Source organism: Pseudomonas sp. 2VD (assembly GCF_005503585.1).
GTDB lineage: Bacteria > Pseudomonadota > Gammaproteobacteria > Pseudomonadales > Pseudomonadaceae > Pseudomonas > Pseudomonas aeruginosa.
The window spans coordinates 20,332-36,701 of record NZ_SCND01000016.1 but is presented as its reverse complement, the minus strand read 5'-3'; the positions used below and the strand labels follow the sequence as shown (position 1 = coordinate 36,701).

Below are 16,370 nucleotides of genomic sequence, written 5' to 3'. Positions count from 1 at the left end.
CGCTCACGTCCAGGAGCTGGAGATTTGCCGGATCGATCACGCCGGCCAGTTCGCGATAGGGTGCCTCGATCAGGCGGCGCACAGTGATCGCCCGAGGCGTCCGGTCGGGCGGAATCCAGCCCGGTGGTGGCGGCGCCACGCCGGTTGTCGCCGGCAGATTGAACTGATCCTGGACGACGGTCAGGGTGATCTTGCCGTCGCCGAGGAAGTTGTCCTCGATCCGGCCGACCCGAACGACGGTTTCAGGGATGCCGCGCCGGGTCGAACGGATGCGGATCGGCTGGCCAGGGTTCAGGCTACGGGCGCGGCGGTCGAACACGCCCTTATAGCGCTTCAGGCCGGTTGTCTTCAGACGCATTTCCCGCTCACCGACTCGCCCGGCCAGCTCCCCGGTAGGCACGCCCAGGAACTCGATTTCCTCAGACGAGCGCCGCCCCTGCGACGCAGCGACCGCGTTGTTGTTGACGATGATTTGGCGCTGCGCCCCGTCGATCTGGTCGATGTATTTCACGATAAGCTGGCTCGGCGCCAGGGAGGTCGAGCCGGTCTTCTCCTGAGTGATTTCCAGGAGGCCGCTGTCCTCGTCGAACAGCGGCAGGTCTGCGACGTTATAGTCGTCCCGCAGGAGCCGGATGCTGATCTGTCCCGTCTGACGGTTCGGGTAAACCTCAGCGCCGATATGCGATTTCACCGTCTCGCAGAAGTTGGCGAACGTGTCGGACCTGGTCCATTCAAAGCACAGCCCGAAACCCTCGGCATACAGCTTGTCAGCAGCGGCCCGCCAGCTCGCCTCGTCCATTCGCGTGCGGGCCAGTCCCCGGAAGTCCCGGCCGGTGTAGACGAGATATAGGATGTGCGCCGGGTTCATCGCTTTGATCTGACCGTCCGCGAGCCAGATAAATTGCTTTTCGGGATACCAGGGGTTGCCGTCCCACAGGCGGTTCCCGCCTCGACGCAGAATTTCCCAGGTCTTCGGGTAGGGGTTCATGGCGGTGACCAGGCCGGAATAGAACCCAGTGGTTACACCACGGAACGCCGGCACCAGGCCGCCAAGCATGGCCGCCAAGCGCGGAAGGACGCCCTGGTCCTCTTCGCCAAACAGAACATCGAGCGTTCCGTCGAGGCCGCCTTCGCCCTTCTTCCCGCCGAACAGGTCCGGCGCATTGATGCGAACCTGGCCGTTACTGGTGATCGAACCCTTCCATGCGGTCTTTCCGCTCGCGCGGATTGCGCAGACCTCGTCGATCTTCTTGCCCAGGGCGAAATGGATGTCAAAAAAGTATTCGAACCCGACCGTCTGCGCCTTCGGTTTAGCGCCCATCGGCTACCTCCTGGCGTGCATGTTCAACCAATTTGAGCGCGAGCGCGTCGCCGGTCGCGACCAGCACGTCGGCCTCAATGCCGTCCCGTAGGAAAGCCATCCAGTCCAGGCCATGGCGCTTGAAGAACTCCCTCGCCTGGCGATGGCAGTAGCCCTGCCGAGTGGTCCAGGTCGGCACGGTATGCAGGTGCTGAGCCGTAACGATCATTTCTTGCTCCCTTTGGTCTTGATCGCCTTTGTTCTGTAGTTGCCCACGGTCAGCACCATCCAGCTCTTCGACCAGCACTGACCGAAGACGGCGACCTGTTCGTCGCCCTCGTCGCAGCGCGGGAAATCGATGTCTTCAAAGGCGGTCGGCTTGGGCTTCTGCGGTTTCGGCGCCAGGACGCTGGAGAGGATGTACGACGCCGCCAGGATGACGAGATTGATTGTGATCGGGTCCATGGCCTACCTCACCAGACCTGGTCGCCATCGAACGGCGACTTGCCTTGCATCGCGTTAAACCCCCTGAAGTTGGGGAGGTTGCTGAATTTGTCGTCGCAGGTCTGCGCGAGCCCGTCGCAACCTGGATAGACCCGCAGTTGGCCACCTGCCGGAATGCCCTCGGTGCCGCCCAGGATGTAAAGATCGGGTCCGGCGTGCCGCTCGATGTAGCGGCTATCGTAGTTGTCGCCGTCCACCTGCCACTCGACGTAGCCCCCGGTAAACCAGCCATCGGCATAGCCGGCGACCACGCCGCTGGAGATCACCCAGCCGCTGATGCTCTGCGGCGTCAGCGTCACGCGATACGGAACGAGGTTGACCTTGCAGCGATGGTCGCCAACGACTGCCGTGCAGGTGCGGCAGTAGGTGTCGATCAAGCCGGGCTGGTCCATCAGTTCGTCTTCGGACACGCACGTTATGCGGCAGCTATCCACGGTCGGCCAGTCCACATCGCCAATCTGGCCTACCCAAGAAACCGCTGCCTCGGCGTCGCCGTAGTGCATGTCGTAGACGACCAGGTCGATGGCACCGCTCGGCGACCGCGTCTTGTACAGCAGCGCGACATCGAGGTCGGCCGGCGCGGTGATGACGAACTGGTCGGACTGCGGATCGCCGGAACAGATAATTCCGTTGTCGGTGATGCCGCCCGGCACGGTGCGGAAAACCTGGTTCTGGTAGGTGATGTCCCGGTCGCTGCTGTTGTAGCTCCAGCGGATCGCGCCACGGCTGAACTGGTACAGCCGCACCGGCTGCCCATCCACAAGCGAGCTTTCGCGGCTGTTAAAACTCATCGTCACGAACCCCTTTGAACGTCAGGGCGGCAGTTGCGACGCCCTCGCTATCGGTGACGTGCTCGATCTCGACCACGTCGGTGGCGGCGCTACAGAGCGCCATGAAACAGATGCGCGCTACATCGGTCGGCTCGACCAGGCGGCCCAGGGCGGCGTCGATGGCCAAGCGCTCGGTGTCGGCGTCCAGCTCGGTGCTGGTGAGAATGCGGCGGTGATAGACGGTGCCGTCGTACAGCTCGATGCGGATATCGCGACGACCCGGTCGCCCATTGGCGAAACGGGCATAGCCGATATTGCGCACGTCCAGCGCGGTGGACAGCTGCGAGACGGTGGCGACCAGGGTCAGGTCGTCGGCGTGGGTCGGCACCCACAGCGGCTTCTGCTGGCCGCGTAGCGCATAGACCAGGCTGCGGAACGCCGACCGTTCGGCTCGGCCCATGCCGATCCACCGATGGCCGATGACGGGCAGCGCCATGCCGGCGACGTCGGTCACGCGGGGAATGGCGCTGCCGTTATCCAGGGTGGACAGCAGGCGCTGATAGCTCGACGTCAGGTCTTCGCTTTCGTCCGGGCGCTGTTCCAGGACAGGACGCCCCCGGTACATCGTCGCCGGCATCACCTCGGGCCAACTGCTGGGTTCCATCACAAGGAACGACACCCGCGCAGACTGCGCGGTATCGGTCAGCCGGGTCAGCGTGGGCTGCTCGGTCAGCTGCGCGGTGCGCACCGGGTACAGTCGCGAGCCAGTTCCCCAGGCGGCCTGGACGGGCCGAACCAGGTCCAGGCCGCTGGCGGTCACCGTCTTGACCTCGACGACCTCATAAGCAAAAGCGTCCTCGCCGCGCAGCATCGCCAGGCCGCCGTCGCGGAAGTCGAGGCCGGCCGTGCCGCACGGAATGTTCAGCGAGCCGGCCGCCAGCGGTTCCTGGAGCAGCTGGATATCAGGCCAGATAGGCAGCGCCCAAATGCGCGCGCCCCAGCCGAACAGCGTCATGTCCAGCAGCTGCCGCTCGCGGTCCACCGCGTACATGTTCGCTTCGAACTCCCGGCGCGGCGCCAGGCGCATGGCTCGGCGCTGGGTCACGGCTGATTCGCTTTGCAGGATATTTGTCGAGGCGCTCAGGCGCTCGACGATGCTGTCGCCCCAGTCCGGCGCGAACGTCCAAGCGATGATGCGATTGCCGGTGATGACCAGGACCAGGTCCGGCTCGCCCTGGAGCCTCCAAACGATCCGCGCATTGACGACGGGCGGGCCGTCCGTGCCAATGCTGACCGTCCAAGTGCGTTCTTCCAGGGCGGCAAAACCCAGCGGCGGCGACGCCTGGCCGGATAGCGTGATGCCGTCTGCATCTTCCCGCTCGATGGCGGTCAGCGTGCGCGGACTGAAATATGCGTTCCAGACTGATGCCGGTCGTACCTGGGTGCTGACGACGTTGCCCAACTCCATGGTCGTAGGGATCAGCCACAGGCGGTTGTAGTAGTTCTCTTCCAGAGCGCTTTGGTGGACAGCCTGGTACGTCGAATGGATCACCTCTACCGGCTGATGCGCCGCGTAGATGCCGGCCCAGGTCGAGGCCGCGACTGCTGCCAGGCTGATGTCCTGGTTCAGCTCCAGGGCGTCGATATTCGGCGTGATGCCGGCAACGATCCCCACCAGCGGCTTTGGCACCTGGAACCCCGGAAACGTCGCCATTACTCAAGCACTCGGAAGCAGTAGCCGACCCAGGCGCTGGTGTTGCCGAAATCGGTAGCGCTTCCGCGTTGGAGCAACGGATAGACGCGCCAAGTGTCGCTGCCGATCACCAGCGGATCGCCAGGCGCGAGGAACGCCATGTTGCATATGCCAAAGTCCGGCACCTCGCCCACGTACCGCGAGCGCTGCTGAGCGCCGAACGCATAGATGGCGCAGGGCACAGGGGTGGTCGAGCTGTTCAGCTCGTTTGCGCTCGCGTCGATCAGCCCCACGTCTGGATGGTACTGACTGCTGTAGTTTCCGCGACCGGGGCCGACGACGCGCCGGGAGACGTTCGTTGTGTAGTCGAACGGCAACCAGTCCGGCGATGGGCTACCGTCGAGGCTATCTAGCCGCAGCATGCTGCCGCCGCCGCTGTATCGAATGTGGTAACCATCGAATGGATGCGATGACCAGTTGTTTGTGAGCGCCTGGCCAGAGCTGTAGAGGAACGAGCCGCAAACATACTGGCCGCCCGTATAGCCGACGCCACGCTTGTTGAGGGAGCCGATCATCACTGGACGAAACTGACCGGCAGCGATTTCGACGTGCAGGTGCAGATAGGCAGCGGTGGCGAACAGGTGATAGCGCGTAAATGGCCCGGCGCTGAGCTGCGCTATGGTTGCTTCTTTCGACGAATACGGGTTGTTCTGCACCGAGTTGCCGGGCTGCGCATTCCACGCAAGCCCGTCGTCGAACCCCGTATTGCCCGCGAGCTGCCATTGATTGGAACCGGCGTTGAACGACCAGTAGCCGTCGGCGTTGTGACAAAGCCATTCCGATGCCGAGGCGCGGTCGGTGACCCAGCCGAGCGACTCGGCGTGGACGCGCAGCTTGGCGAGCAAGTCGGCCGGGTTGTTCGCTGTTCCTGTGAAGTAAGCCATTTCAGTCCTTCCTGATCGCGTAGAGCCAAGGGTTACCGCTACGCCAAGCGGTTTGGAAAACGACGTGGTCCACACCGTCCTCGACAATCACGTCTTCAGCGCCCGAGTTGAGCGTCGGCACGTAGAAGGCGCCGTCGAAGTCGCCCAGATAGCGGCGCCCCTCGGTTTCGCGGGTGACGAACGACAGCGCTTTGAGCGGGAACTTCCCGAACGAGTCACGCAGTTGTTTGACCACGGTGTCACTGCTGCCCGCATATCGGCCGCAGCCCAGCGGGAGGAGCGTCCGATTGCTGTAGTCGGACTCGTTGGCAGCCCCTCCTTCGACAGTGAAACCGAGCCAGCGCCCGGCGGGATCGCGGAGATAGCAGCTGCGCTCGTAGGGGCTGCTGATGCCCCGGTGCCGGTCGCTAACGTCGGACCAGCGGGTTGCAACGTCGCCACGGTAGGAACCCACCACGGCGAGCGGGTACGGATATTGCGATGGCGGACAAGGTGGCAGGATGAAGCCGGCGCCGGCCGACTCGTAGATCGTCGAGACTTTTACGACCAGCCAGAACCTGCGGCCGTTGGCGAAGAACCAGTACGGCATGGGCTGATTCCACAGCAGCGCCTGAACCCGCGGGCTGTAGTTAGCAAACGCGGTCCAGTAGTCGCCGCCAGGCGGGATTGCTCCAGGATTGAACGCCGTGCCGCCCATCAGGCGAAGGTTGTAGTAGTCCAGGGCGGTATCGCCGTAGCTCTGAATCCCCATGTAGATGCTATCGGTGCCGCCCAGGCCAGGGGCGCACAGGGTCACCTGGCGCACGGCGATGGCCGTGCCGGACGCGGGGATGGTGTTGTCGAAAACCTTCTCGTAGGCCTGCCCAGCCGCGACCAGGTCTGGGTTCGCGGTGAGGAACTGGACGAGGCGCTCGACCAGGTTCTGGTGGTTCGTGGCGGTGCCGATTTCAGTAGCCATGAATTCCTAGTTTCCGAGTATTTGCTTGACGGCCTGGCGGTTCTTGTTCAGCCAGACGATGTAATGGTCGCCGCCCTTGCCGGCCCACATGTCGGCCGCCACCTGGTCGGGGTCTTGAACAGCATGGAGGTGGACCGCGTTGGAGACTGATGCGCTGAAGTTCTTGGATGGTTCGGGCAGGTTCGCGCCGACACGGACGGGGGCCGGCAGGTTGGGGGCGGGAATGCCGATCTGGCCGCCGGTTGCGTGACGGACAGGGTTCGCCCAGCCGGCCAGCGCGGCCATGCCGTAGCGGTTGAACTGTTCGAGAAATGCCAGGGCGCCGGGCTGTCGTACAACTGCGGCGCGGGTCATAAACTCGTCGTTGGATGCCAGAATCGGGATACTGTCGCTTGTGCCTGTTCCTGGTCCCTTGATGTGGCCGCCGGTGGCGAAACCGAACATGCCGGCGATGGAGGTCCACCAACTGCCGCCGCCCGCTGCTGCTCCAGCTGCACCGGCACCACCCGCAGCAGCGCCCAGCCCTTGAACGCCATTGGCGGCTGCCAGCGACGCAGCGGCCGCTTGGATAGCAGCGGCCCCGGTCAGCAGCGAGGCGCCCGCAGTCGATAGGGCTCCGGCCGACGCGGTAACAGCCGCCGCGCCGGTCGTCATGCTGGTGTCCTGCTGACCGCCACCAAACAGCCCCATGATGCCGCTGGACAGCGATTGCGCGAGGTTCTGCGCCGCCATGTTCACCAAGGCATTGAGTACAGCCTCACCCAGCGACGTAATGGCGTCGCGCAAGTCCATGGTCCCGGAAGCGAGTCCCTTGATGGCGTCGGTAAAGCCGCTGGTGAGCCCGTCCCGCAAGGTGGTTTCGAGCAGCGTCGTGGTCTGCTGGAGTCGCGCCGCCTCGGCGTCCAGTTGGGCGAGCGATTCGGCAGCGGCTCGGCCGACCTCGCCAGGCTGGCGGGCCATCTGTTCCAGGATCGGCCGAATCTGCTGGAGCTTCTCGTAGGTCGCTCGGTGAATGTCCAGGATGCGCTGCCGGGCGTCCATTTCGTTGATGACACCGGCATCCTGCTGGACGTTGACGGATGACTCAGCCCGCTGTTGCTCGGCAAGTAAGTCGTCCATCTTCTGCTTGACGTCATCCAGTCGGACCTTGGCTTCGGCGACGGGAATTAGCTTGTCGATCCAGGCCAAGCCGGCATCGTTGCCCGCCTTCTCGAAGTCCCGACGCATCGCGTCAAATTTCGCCCGAATCTCCAGCAGCCCCGCGTCAACGGCGCGGCCGGTCGCCCGCAGATACTCGGCCTCAAGGTCGGCATTGGCGCTTGCATTGGCATCGGCCTGGCGCCTCTTCTCGTCGGCATCGATAGCAGCAAGGGCAGCTTCTGCCCTGGCCCTTAGCGCCCCAGTTAGTCCTTTCTCGGCCAGCTCGTAGGCGCGAACCTCGGCGCTATTCATACCCAGCAGGGCCGCCTGGCGTTCCAGCTGGGTGACGTAGCCCTCTTGGCTCTTGCGCAGTTGTTCCGACGTCTGAGCGCTCTTGCGCGCAGCCGCTTCGGACTGGCGCTTGGACTCGGCCTCGGCCTTATTGGTGGCGTCCAGCTTCTGGTTGGCGGCGGCCTGGTCCAGGATCTTCCTACCCAGCTCCGAAGTGGCATCGATACCTTCCTTGCGCAGGTAGTTCAGGGCCTCTTCTGTCGCGGTGAGGTTCTGGAGGCGCTCGTTCTGGCGCTCCAGGTTCTCCAGGTACTGCTTGCCCTCGCGCACGTTCTTGAAGCGGTCGCCGGCTCGTTCTGCCTCAAGCCTGCGCAGGGCTCCGGTCAGTGCCTGTACCCGTTCGTTGGCTTCATCCAGGCTCGGCAGGTCCATGCCCGGCACCGTAGGAACGTCCGTGTCCTGGAGGGCCTCAGCACGCTGCTGAATCTGCTCGGCCTCGGCCAGTTGCTGCTTGATCTGCTCGATGCTCTTGCCGAGCTGGTCGTAGTTGGCCGTCTTCAGGTCGCCCAGGTTCAGCGCCTGGATAATGTTCCGCGAGGCGTTGCGGATGCGGACGCTAGCCGACTCGGTTGCATTGGCGGCACGGTCCATGCCGGACTCGGCGTCACTACCGAAGTCCAGGAACGCCGTGGCCGCAATGGCAATCATCGAGATAACGCCGATGGGACCGCCCAGGAACCCCAGCAGCCGGCCACCGACCGCCGTCACTGTTCCCATGCCGCGAGCCAGGAAGCTGGATGCCGCAGCGGCGGCCGCAGAGGCGATATTCGCGTTGTTCGTGGCGACCGTCAGAGCCTGTTGTGCCGAAGCGGCTGCCGCGACTGCGGCGGTCCTGCGCTGATAGGCGGCGGTGACGGCGGCCGAAGACGCCAGCGTCGTGGATGCGAGCGACGCCTCTGCGGCCTGGACCTGCCTGATAATGGCCGCTTCGGACAGCCGTAGCTCAGCCAGGCGAGCGAGGGACTGCTGCCGACCAATATCGGTGATCTGCGCCTGAAGCCGGGCCTGCTCCAGCGTGCGCTCCGCAACCAGAGCGGCCTGGACGTCCCGAAGGTTCTGGAGACTGGCGGCCTGGCGGGCGCGGCTGGCGGCCACCTCGGCCTCTGCCGAGGCGACAGCGGCCTTGGCCCGTTGTAGCTCCTGGGCAGCGGCTCGCTGTGCCGCCACGGCGGCGCCTTCGTCGGCCGTTGCTTTCTGAGCGGCGGCGATGGCTGCGGCGCGACTGGCCGCCGCGTTGCTGAGCCAGGTAGTAGTCAGCCCGGTGATGGCCGCCACCGCTCGGCCGGCTGCCGTCACCATCACGGCATCCAGGGCGGTGCCCAGCAGCTCGGCGTTATCGCTCAGGCCGTCCATGACATTGGCGACCCCGGAAATGGCGCCGGCCAGCGCCTCGCCCGCACCTCGGCCATTGGTGAACTCACCTACCAGGCGAGTGAACGCATTCTCCAGCTCCTGGACAGCCATCGAAACGGTCTTGATGCTGGTGGCGAATTGATCGTTCACGCCGGCTGCCGCGTTGCTCAAGGCGTCCACCAGGACATCAGCCGTCAACTGGCCTTCGTTCGCCATCTTGCGAAGCTCGCCGATATTGACGTTGAGGCCATCGGCAATTGCTTTCAGCAGCGCGGGCGCCTGCTCGCTGACCGAGTTGAATTCCTCACCGCGCAGAACGCCCGACGCCAGAGCTTGGCCGAACTGGACCAGGGCCGCCTCGGCGCTCTGCGCACTGGCGCCTGAAATCGCGATGGACTTGGCCACCGTGTCAGTCAGCGATGCGACTTGCCGCTGGCTGATGTTCAGCCGGTCGGCGTTCTGCGCGAAACGCTGGTAGACGGTGGCGGTAGAGTCCAGCGCGGAGCTGGTCAGCTGAGCGATGCGGTATACGTCAGCGGTCACCGCTGCCAGTTGCGCCTGGGTGCTGGTGACCAAGCGCAGCCGGTTCTGGAGGTTGGTCCAGGCGTCGGTGGTCTGGATGATCTCCCGAATACTGAACAGCGCCCCCAGCCCCAGCGCAGCGGCCTTGATGGAGGCAGCGAGGGCCGTCATGCCGCCACCGATGCGCTGGGTGGCGGCATTCAGTTGATCAGCATCCCGCGCCGCTGTCCTGGTGCTCTGGCCCAGTTCATCGACATTACCGTTCAGGCGACGCAGGGCGTCCTGGGCGTCGTTCAGATCGGCGCGGATGCGGAGGGCCAGTGTCAGTTGCTGATTGTTCGCCATTTCAGGATTCCAACTGTTGGAGCAAGGCGGTGGCGTCCGTGCCTCCCACCATTCCGTACATCACCGCGTTAATGTCTCGGGCCTGCTCGCGGCGCTCAGCCGCTTGCGCCTCTTCCCAAAAGAGAATCAGCTGTCGCCGGGTGTAGTTGTTGAGGGCGTCGCGGTGGTGGCCGGCGCGAATGAGGTCGGCGAAGACTCGGCTCCAGAGCGCTGCGCGGCTAGTGCCATTTCCAGGAGGCGCGGACGCCAGAGCCGTCGAACGAAAAAACCGTTGTTCACCTCCCACCAGGTCAGCACCAGAGCTTCACCTTCATCTGGTGGCAGAGCGTCCACCCAGTCCATCGACTGGCCGCAGCTGATGGCGATCAGCTCGCGCAGCGCGTCAGCGTGCAAGGCCAGGGCGTCGAAGATGACGTTGATCGACTCCGGGCTGTCCATCTTCTGCGGGGGGATAGCGGCCAGGCTGTCGCCAAGCGGCGCGAGTAGATGGTTGTGGCGCAGTTGCTCGCTGAAACTCAGCTCGCGTACGGTCACCTCGACGCCCCCGACCGTCAGTTGACGGTCAGGGAACAGCACGCTCAGGCTGTCGTCGGGCGCCGAGTCGGTCGGCTGGCCGCGAGGGTTAACAGGCTTCTTCCCGGCCATGATTTACCCCAGCTGGATAATGCGACCGAAGCGGCCCAGGTCGCCGGTATCCGGCTTGCTGGTGTCCAGCAGGATACCGCCGCTGATCTGCATCCCGGCAACGGTGTTGCCGTCGCTGATCAATGCCAGCTCCTGGAGCGGGTCGGTCGCGACCTTGTACAGCTCGACGATGACCGGCGCGCCGCCTTCGGCCAGGTTGATGCCCTTATAGCGCAGGGCAACGGTCGGCTGCGGCGCGGTGAACATGCCCACCTGCTTAGTGGCGGCGTACTCATAGGCCGCTTTGAACGGCTGGGTCGGGGCCGGCGTCGGCAGACCCAGCAGTTGGACCTCGCCGTAGGCGCCATCGGCTCGCAGGGCGTAATACTGCGGGTCGAGGGGCGCCGGGCTGCTCGCGCTGTCGGTGATGACCAGTTCGCTGACGCCGAAATTGGCCAATCGGATCACATCGCCAGCCACCAGGTCGGCGGGGAGTACCTCGCCCGTCACGGAGCCCGCCGCCTTGGCCACGACCTTGCCATAGAGAGTAAGCGCCAGGTTGTCCGGGCCGATGCTGTGCAGGGTGATGTTGACGGTGGCGGTCTTGCCGATGGGGAAGCTTCGGACCAGGGCTTTCTGGCCGCTGTAGCTTTCCTTGTGCTCGACCTTCTCGACTGCGAGCTGGATGCTCATGGCCGAGACATCCTGAATCCAGCGCCATTTGCCGAGGACGCCGTTGACGATAGGCGCGGCGTCAATCTCACCTTGCCCGTAGAAATACGTTTCCTGTGCCATGTGAGGCCTCCGTAGGAATCAGATGTTGCGCGTTACTTGTCGCGTTTCTCGTCGGCCTTGGGCTCGGCGGGAATCTTGGTGATCAATTGACGGCGCAGCAGAAACTCGGCATCGGCGCGACTGACTTCGATCTCGTCGCCCTGCGCCACCGGCTTGCCGGCATGGGTGTGATTGGGTTTCTCGGCGGTGATGGTGACTTTTACGGTTTCCATGACTTGAGCCTCGGGAAGACAAAGTTGGCGGTGAATACCAGCGGGAAATAGAAGAACCCGTTGCTGTAGCTGACTGGCGAAGCCTGCGGGCTGCGGGCCAGCGGGCTGACGCCCTGATCAGGAACCCAGCCGGTCAGTGCCTTGAGCAGCTGGCCGAGCAGCGGGCCGGCTTCGCGCCGGGCGCCCTGGCCGTCGCCCTGGGCGTCGGCGTAGTACAACGTCAGCACGGCTGCCCAGTGCTGGGTGACCGTCTGAATCGCCCGACTGCCGCCCTGGTGCGACGCCCCGGTGCCGATCTCGTCGCCCAGGTAGACGACATAGACGCAAGGCGAGCCCTGGCGCTGTTCGTCGAGGGTGGCCAGATCGGGGATGCCAGAAACGTCCTGAAGGCCGGGCACCTCGGCGCGGATGCGCTCGACCAGGAGCGTCTCCAGGAACAGGTAATCGAACGGCTCGGCAGTGGTCACCAGGTGCCCCCGAAATCGTTGCGTTGCGAACTGATTTGAACGGTGTTGGCAATGGGCGCCGGGGTGCCGGAGCTGGTCAGGGCCAGGCTGAGCTTCCCGGAGGAAATACCGCTCAGCAGCTTCCGCTTGCGCTCGGCATCCAGGATCGCGGGGTGGTCGTCCTTGACCTGGGTGTGCAGGTTGGCAAATGCCAGCACGCACGCTACGCGCTTCAGCACCACAGGCACCTGGGCCAGCGGCAGCTGGTAGCGGGCGTGCAAGTGGAGATCGATCTCCGCGTCCGCATCGGCGATGGCCTGGGCCACGACCGCCGGATCGATGGTCGTGGCGGGTTTATTGACGCGGTCGCTCAGCTGGCGGATGGACGCCTCGCCGTACTGCTCGACCAGGTCGGCCTGGGTGCAATAGCTCACTGTTGCTGCTCCTGGTGCTCCAGGACGTCGATGGCGCTATGGCACTCGGCAGCGACCCGGCGATCCAGCTCGGCCTGGGCGAGGTCGCCCTGGGCTTCGATGATCGGAGCGTTGTGCTCGGCGTTCTGCGCGGCGATGGTCAGTTGACTGATGGCCAGGGTGTGGTCGCTCATGTCGAACTCCTGATGAATAGGTGGCCATCCGTGGCCAGGGGCGGTCCCTCTGCTGGGGTGGGTTATTCCTGGGTGTCGTTGTCCGACGCGGACGGCTCACCCTCGCCGCCGACGTCGTCCGGCAAGAACTCGCAGGACTCGACGCGCAGCTGGGGCTCTTCCTTGATGGCCTGGAGCTGCGCCTCAGTCAGGGCGGACAGGGCGATTCCGATTCCTTCGCTGGTGAACGCGAAGCCAGCACGCCGGAAGGTCGGCGGATAGCTGCGCACGAAGATGCCCTCGACGCTCTGCTGGGCTTCATCGCCCGCCGGCTGGCGGGCCAGCCTGGCGGTCGGCTTGGCGGTAGTTGCGGCTTTGCGTGCCATGAGATGCCCCCTTATGCGCCAGTGCCGGTGGAGCCATAGGCCAGCTGCCAGAAGCCGTAACCGGCAGCAGCGCGGGCTTCGGCGCCGAACTTCAGCTTGCGCAGGTTGAAGACGTCATCCGAATCCAGGTTGACCTGGGAAACGAATTCCGGCTGTTTCCTGGGCTGGAAGATGAACGGTTTTACCGGCTTGGTGGTGTCCAGCAGGAACCAGGAGGTGTCGGACTCGATACGCCCGTCCACTACCAGCTCAGCAGTGCCGACGTAGGGGTTCGGGGTGTTGTCCGCGAACTTCGGGTTGGTGAGCAGCATCTTCGCCACGTCTTCCAGCGCCGGGCCGACCAGGAGCACGTTGGGGGAAACGTTGAGGGAACGTCCTTCCTCGTCTTTGAACTTCTTCATCGCAGTGCGAGCAGCACCATAACTTGCCTTCGCCGCCGCCTGGCTGGCGTTGGAAAGCGGAGCGGTGCCCTTGTTGCTCACCGAGGCATCACCGACAGGGTGATCCGTGTCGATGAAATACTGGCCGTCGAAACAGGGCTTGGTGAAGGCGCCGTTGACCGCTTCATAGACCAGCTCGTCCGGGAGCTGAGCCGCCGAGTAACCGGCCATCTTCGCCTGGGGCGAGTAGATGCCGATTTGGTCGTCCTCGATGTCGTTGCGGTCCACCTCGACGGTGGCCTCGAAGTCCTCGTTCTCGACAACGTACTTGTAGGCTTTCAGGTTCTTGACCACCTTCGCGCCGATCCAGCGGCGCATCTTCGGAAAGGTGCTCAACCACTTGTAATCGTTGCTGCTGGTGTTGCTCGGCACTTCCATGGCGATCTTCTGCCAGGTGGTGGGGGCCGCCGCGAAGGCGTTGTTGAAGATGGTTTTGATCGCGACGAATGCCGCGTTGAGACTCTGCTTGTTGATCAGCATGTGTCCGGTTCTCCGTTGGTGAGCCTGTTATTCCACCCACACGCCGTCCGGTTCGACGCCGATGATGCGGCCGGCCGGGGAGCGGGTTTCGGTGCCGTCCGTGGCGGCGACGGTCTGGTCGTCCACGATGTAGGCGGGTTTCATCAGGTGCGCCTGGGTGACGCTGCCGTCGTTCGCCCACTTGAAGGCGTTCAGGCGGCGCACACGGACGACCTTGGCGCCGTCCGCGCCATTGCGGTTGTCCACGTATTCCTCAGCGCGGCCCAGGTAGGTCAAGCCGGTGGCGGTGCTGCCGCCTACGGCGAACCCGGTAGCGTTCGCCACGACGATGGCGCCGGCGAAGACCTGGACGTTGGCCGCTACCGGCACGCCGATGACCTCGGCGTCCTGGAGCGGGGTGTTGCGGTCGGTGGTCAGGGCAGTCATAGCGCCTCCTTACTGGCCTTTCAGGGTCTTGAGGTAATCCTCCGGCTTGATCTGCAAGGCCGAGCAAACCGCGAGGGCGGCCTCGTCCAGCTGGTCCACCGAGGTAGGCACCGAGGTACGCCCGGCGCTCTGCTGTTGGGTCAGGGCGGCGATGGGCTTGGCCTGGCCCAGGTAGTTCTTCAGGCCGGCCAAGTCCTTGGCGCCGTATTCACGCGCCCAGGGCTCCATGGACGGAATGAGTCGGCCCTCCTGGATAGCGCTGTTGATCAGGCCGTCCAGCTCGCCGCCGTTGATGCGAGAGGTCAGCGCCGCGACCTGGCCCTGGAGCTGGGTGACAGCTTCAACGGGCACATACTTCGCCGGGTCGGGGTTACCGGGGGCGGCGACCTTCAGCTGGGCGGTGGCGGCGGCGATCTGCTCGACGTCCGCGTCCTGGGCCAGGCCGAGGGTTTCGCGCAGCTTGGCCAGGTTGGTCGCTTGGGCGTCCAGGGCCGGCTTCAGGGCGGTCAGGGCCGCAATGGCCTCTGCCTCGGTCGTGCCTTCTTTCAGCGACAGGGCCGCGATGATGGCTTTCAGGAGTTCATCCACAGGGGTTTCCTCGTCGGGGTTGTAGAGGCCAAAGGTCGCGGCCGCTCGGCGTGCGAGAGGCTCCAGACCGTCGATGGCGGGGTCATTTGTCATTGCGCCCATGAGGATGGAGAGGACCGTGCCGTCCGGGGCGTAGCTGAAGACGGGGCTGAAGTAGAGGTACTCGCCGTCCTCGATCAGCTTCGCGGCGCGGGCGGTGTATTCGACACGCCCCCACAGGCCGGAGCCTTCGCGCCATTCGAAGTCCAGGAAACGGCCGGCAGCGGGCGCGGGCTGGCCGTTCTGCTCTTTCTTTAGGGTCTGGTGCTCGTAGTCCAGGACGGGCGGAGTCTTGCGCGACCGTGCGCGCTCGATCACTGCGGCGGCACTGGCGGCATCGATCCGCCAGCCCGGCACATCCATAGGGCGCCCATCCATGGGCCAGAACTCACCGGCAGGCGTAACTTGAATCCAGGCGCTGCCGTCCTCCAGCTTGGGGAGCTGGAACGAGCAGGCGGCGATGGCAACGTGTAGGCGGTTCTTCTTCATGCCGCCAATGGTGGCGACGGTCGAGCACGGCGGTTACGTGAAGGGGTTCAACGACTGCGGAAACCAACCGGCGCCGTCTTCTGGCTAAGCCCTGGCACGCGGATGGCGATGGAACGATTTCTAACGGGGTTCTAACGGGGTTAACGCACCGAATCTGATGCGAGGTAGCGGCTAACCCCGTTTCGGCGCGTGTAGCGCGTTTGCGGGCGGATCAGGTGATCACGCAGATGGCGGGTCGCTCGCCAGGCACTCCAGGGCGAACTGGACGGTATACGGCGCGGGACGGTAGCCCTCTTTGACATCCTCGCTCAGGTAATAGCGCATCACCCTGTCACTGAGGCCGAGCAGCTCGGCTGCGCGCCGCTGGCTGATACCGGCTTTCTTGAGCAGCCCGCGCAGGTAGCGCGGGTCTGGATTGTGGCTGGAGGCGTCAGGCCTTGGCACGGTATTTCTCGGCTTCAATTGCATCATTGCGAGCGATGGCCACCAGGTCCTGTCGGCATTTCCACAGATACCCGAGCGCGGCGGCCATGGCTTCCTTCTCGGTCGGGTGAGTGGCGCCACGCAAGCCGAAGTAACCATTCTCACCTTCAACCATCTCTACTCGGCCATGATGGAGGGCGCCACCGACTCCATTCTCATCGATTCCCCACTGCCACCCGTTGCTTACTGGGTCGATAACAACGTAGGTCTGGAGGTAACAGTCAATGTCTGTCTTACTGATGGTCATCATTCTGCTTCCTGTTCGCGGCGAACTTTCTGCGACTCGTCGATCAGAGCCAGCCATTGATCCTCGCTCAGCTCGTCAGTGTCTACCACGCATTCGCGGCTGAGCAGACCCAACATGATGCGTCCATCGAGTTCGTCCGCCTCCGAACCCATCAGTTCGGCCACTTCATAGGTGGTGGTGTCATTGGTGATTTTCATAGCTTCGATCCTTGTTAGCGCCTCGCCGTTGTGGCTGGCATGAGGCTAGATT

The 16,370-nt window shown here is 64.3% G+C and carries 21 protein-coding genes; all 21 read right to left on the bottom strand.

What is annotated here, in order from left to right:
* Positions 1–1,321, bottom strand: a 1,321-nt coding sequence (locus tag FFS27_RS03405; protein ID WP_218570987.1) for a phage tail protein, incomplete at its 3' end; no start/stop codon positions are given.
* Positions 1,311–1,529 (bottom strand): hypothetical protein, encoded by a 219-nt coding sequence (locus FFS27_RS03400; RefSeq protein ID WP_023109238.1) that lies wholly within the window; start codon positions 1,527–1,529, stop codon positions 1,311–1,313. The genes FFS27_RS03405 and FFS27_RS03400, both read right to left, overlap by 11 nt.
* On the bottom strand, positions 1,526–1,765 hold the full coding sequence (locus tag FFS27_RS03395) for a hypothetical protein (protein WP_022580015.1): 240 nt from the start codon (positions 1,763–1,765) through the stop codon (positions 1,526–1,528). Before FFS27_RS03395 ends, FFS27_RS03400 begins: the two co-directional genes overlap by 4 nt.
* Before the next feature lie 8 nt (positions 1,766–1,773).
* Positions 1,774–2,595 carry a phage BR0599 family protein gene (locus FFS27_RS03390; protein ID WP_023109239.1) on the bottom strand — a complete coding sequence of 274 codons (822 nt, stop codon included), beginning with the start codon at positions 2,593–2,595 and terminating at the stop codon, positions 1,774–1,776.
* On the bottom strand, positions 2,585–4,288 hold the full coding sequence (locus FFS27_RS03385) for a hypothetical protein (protein WP_023109240.1): 1,704 nt from the start codon (positions 4,286–4,288) through the stop codon (positions 2,585–2,587). Before FFS27_RS03385 ends, FFS27_RS03390 begins: the two co-directional genes overlap by 11 nt.
* Entirely contained in the window at positions 4,288–5,211 is a 924-nt protein-coding gene (locus tag FFS27_RS03380; RefSeq protein WP_003094576.1) for a hypothetical protein, read from the bottom strand. Before FFS27_RS03380 ends, FFS27_RS03385 begins: the two co-directional genes overlap by 1 nt.
* Position 5,212: 1 nt before the next feature.
* Positions 5,213–6,169: a hypothetical protein gene (locus FFS27_RS03375; RefSeq protein ID WP_023109241.1), complete on the bottom strand. Its 957-nt coding sequence runs from the start codon at positions 6,167–6,169 to the stop codon at positions 5,213–5,215.
* 6 nt (positions 6,170–6,175) lie between these two features.
* Complete coding sequence (locus FFS27_RS03370; RefSeq protein ID WP_033975711.1) at positions 6,176–9,880, bottom strand: tape measure protein; 3,705 nt, start codon at positions 9,878–9,880, stop codon at positions 6,176–6,178.
* Positions 9,881–10,006: 126 nt separating this feature from the next.
* Positions 10,007–10,525, bottom strand: a complete 519-nt coding sequence (locus FFS27_RS03365) for a DUF6631 family protein (RefSeq protein WP_023109243.1) — start codon at positions 10,523–10,525, stop codon at positions 10,007–10,009.
* Between the two features lie 3 nt (positions 10,526–10,528).
* Positions 10,529–11,299, bottom strand: coding sequence for a hypothetical protein (locus FFS27_RS03360; RefSeq protein WP_003137261.1), 771 nt, complete (start codon positions 11,297–11,299; stop codon positions 10,529–10,531).
* 32 nt (positions 11,300–11,331) lie between these two features.
* Positions 11,332–11,511 (bottom strand): DUF7210 family protein, encoded by a 180-nt coding sequence (locus FFS27_RS03355; RefSeq protein WP_003099460.1) that lies wholly within the window; start codon positions 11,509–11,511, stop codon positions 11,332–11,334.
* Positions 11,499–11,978: a phage tail terminator protein gene (locus tag FFS27_RS03350; protein WP_023109245.1), complete on the bottom strand. Its 480-nt coding sequence runs from the start codon at positions 11,976–11,978 to the stop codon at positions 11,499–11,501. Before FFS27_RS03350 ends, FFS27_RS03355 begins: the two co-directional genes overlap by 13 nt.
* Positions 11,975–12,391 carry a gp436 family protein gene (locus tag FFS27_RS03345; RefSeq protein ID WP_022580022.1) on the bottom strand — a complete coding sequence of 139 codons (417 nt, stop codon included), beginning with the start codon at positions 12,389–12,391 and terminating at the stop codon, positions 11,975–11,977. The genes FFS27_RS03350 and FFS27_RS03345 overlap by 4 nt, the downstream gene beginning before the upstream one ends.
* Positions 12,388–12,564 (bottom strand): hypothetical protein, encoded by a 177-nt coding sequence (locus FFS27_RS33160; RefSeq protein ID WP_012613796.1) that lies wholly within the window; start codon positions 12,562–12,564, stop codon positions 12,388–12,390. Before FFS27_RS33160 ends, FFS27_RS03345 begins: the two co-directional genes overlap by 4 nt.
* A gap of 62 nt (positions 12,565–12,626) precedes the next feature.
* Entirely contained in the window at positions 12,627–12,929 is a 303-nt protein-coding gene (locus tag FFS27_RS03340; protein WP_023109246.1) for an HI1506-related protein, read from the bottom strand.
* An 11-nt stretch (positions 12,930–12,940) separates the two neighbouring features.
* Entirely contained in the window at positions 12,941–13,849 is a 909-nt protein-coding gene (locus FFS27_RS03335) for a Mu-like prophage major head subunit gpT family protein (RefSeq protein WP_023109247.1), read from the bottom strand.
* Positions 13,850–13,876: 27 nt separating this feature from the next.
* Positions 13,877–14,275: a hypothetical protein gene (locus FFS27_RS03330; protein ID WP_012613793.1), complete on the bottom strand. Its 399-nt coding sequence runs from the start codon at positions 14,273–14,275 to the stop codon at positions 13,877–13,879.
* Positions 14,276–14,284: 9 nt separating this feature from the next.
* On the bottom strand, positions 14,285–15,391 hold the full coding sequence (locus FFS27_RS03325; protein WP_024007849.1) for a phage protease: 1,107 nt from the start codon (positions 15,389–15,391) through the stop codon (positions 14,285–14,287).
* Between the two features lie 219 nt (positions 15,392–15,610).
* Positions 15,611–15,859: a winged helix-turn-helix domain-containing protein gene (locus FFS27_RS03320; RefSeq protein ID WP_031294055.1), complete on the bottom strand. Its 249-nt coding sequence runs from the start codon at positions 15,857–15,859 to the stop codon at positions 15,611–15,613.
* Positions 15,822–16,124: an anti-CRISPR protein AcrFgp36 gene (gene acrFgp36, locus FFS27_RS03315; RefSeq protein WP_016068584.1), complete on the bottom strand. Its 303-nt coding sequence runs from the start codon at positions 16,122–16,124 to the stop codon at positions 15,822–15,824. Before acrFgp36 ends, FFS27_RS03320 begins: the two co-directional genes overlap by 38 nt.
* Complete coding sequence (locus FFS27_RS03310) at positions 16,121–16,318, bottom strand: hypothetical protein (protein ID WP_022580027.1); 198 nt, start codon at positions 16,316–16,318, stop codon at positions 16,121–16,123. The genes acrFgp36 and FFS27_RS03310 overlap by 4 nt, the downstream gene beginning before the upstream one ends.
* Positions 16,319–16,370: the final 52 nt, after the last annotated feature.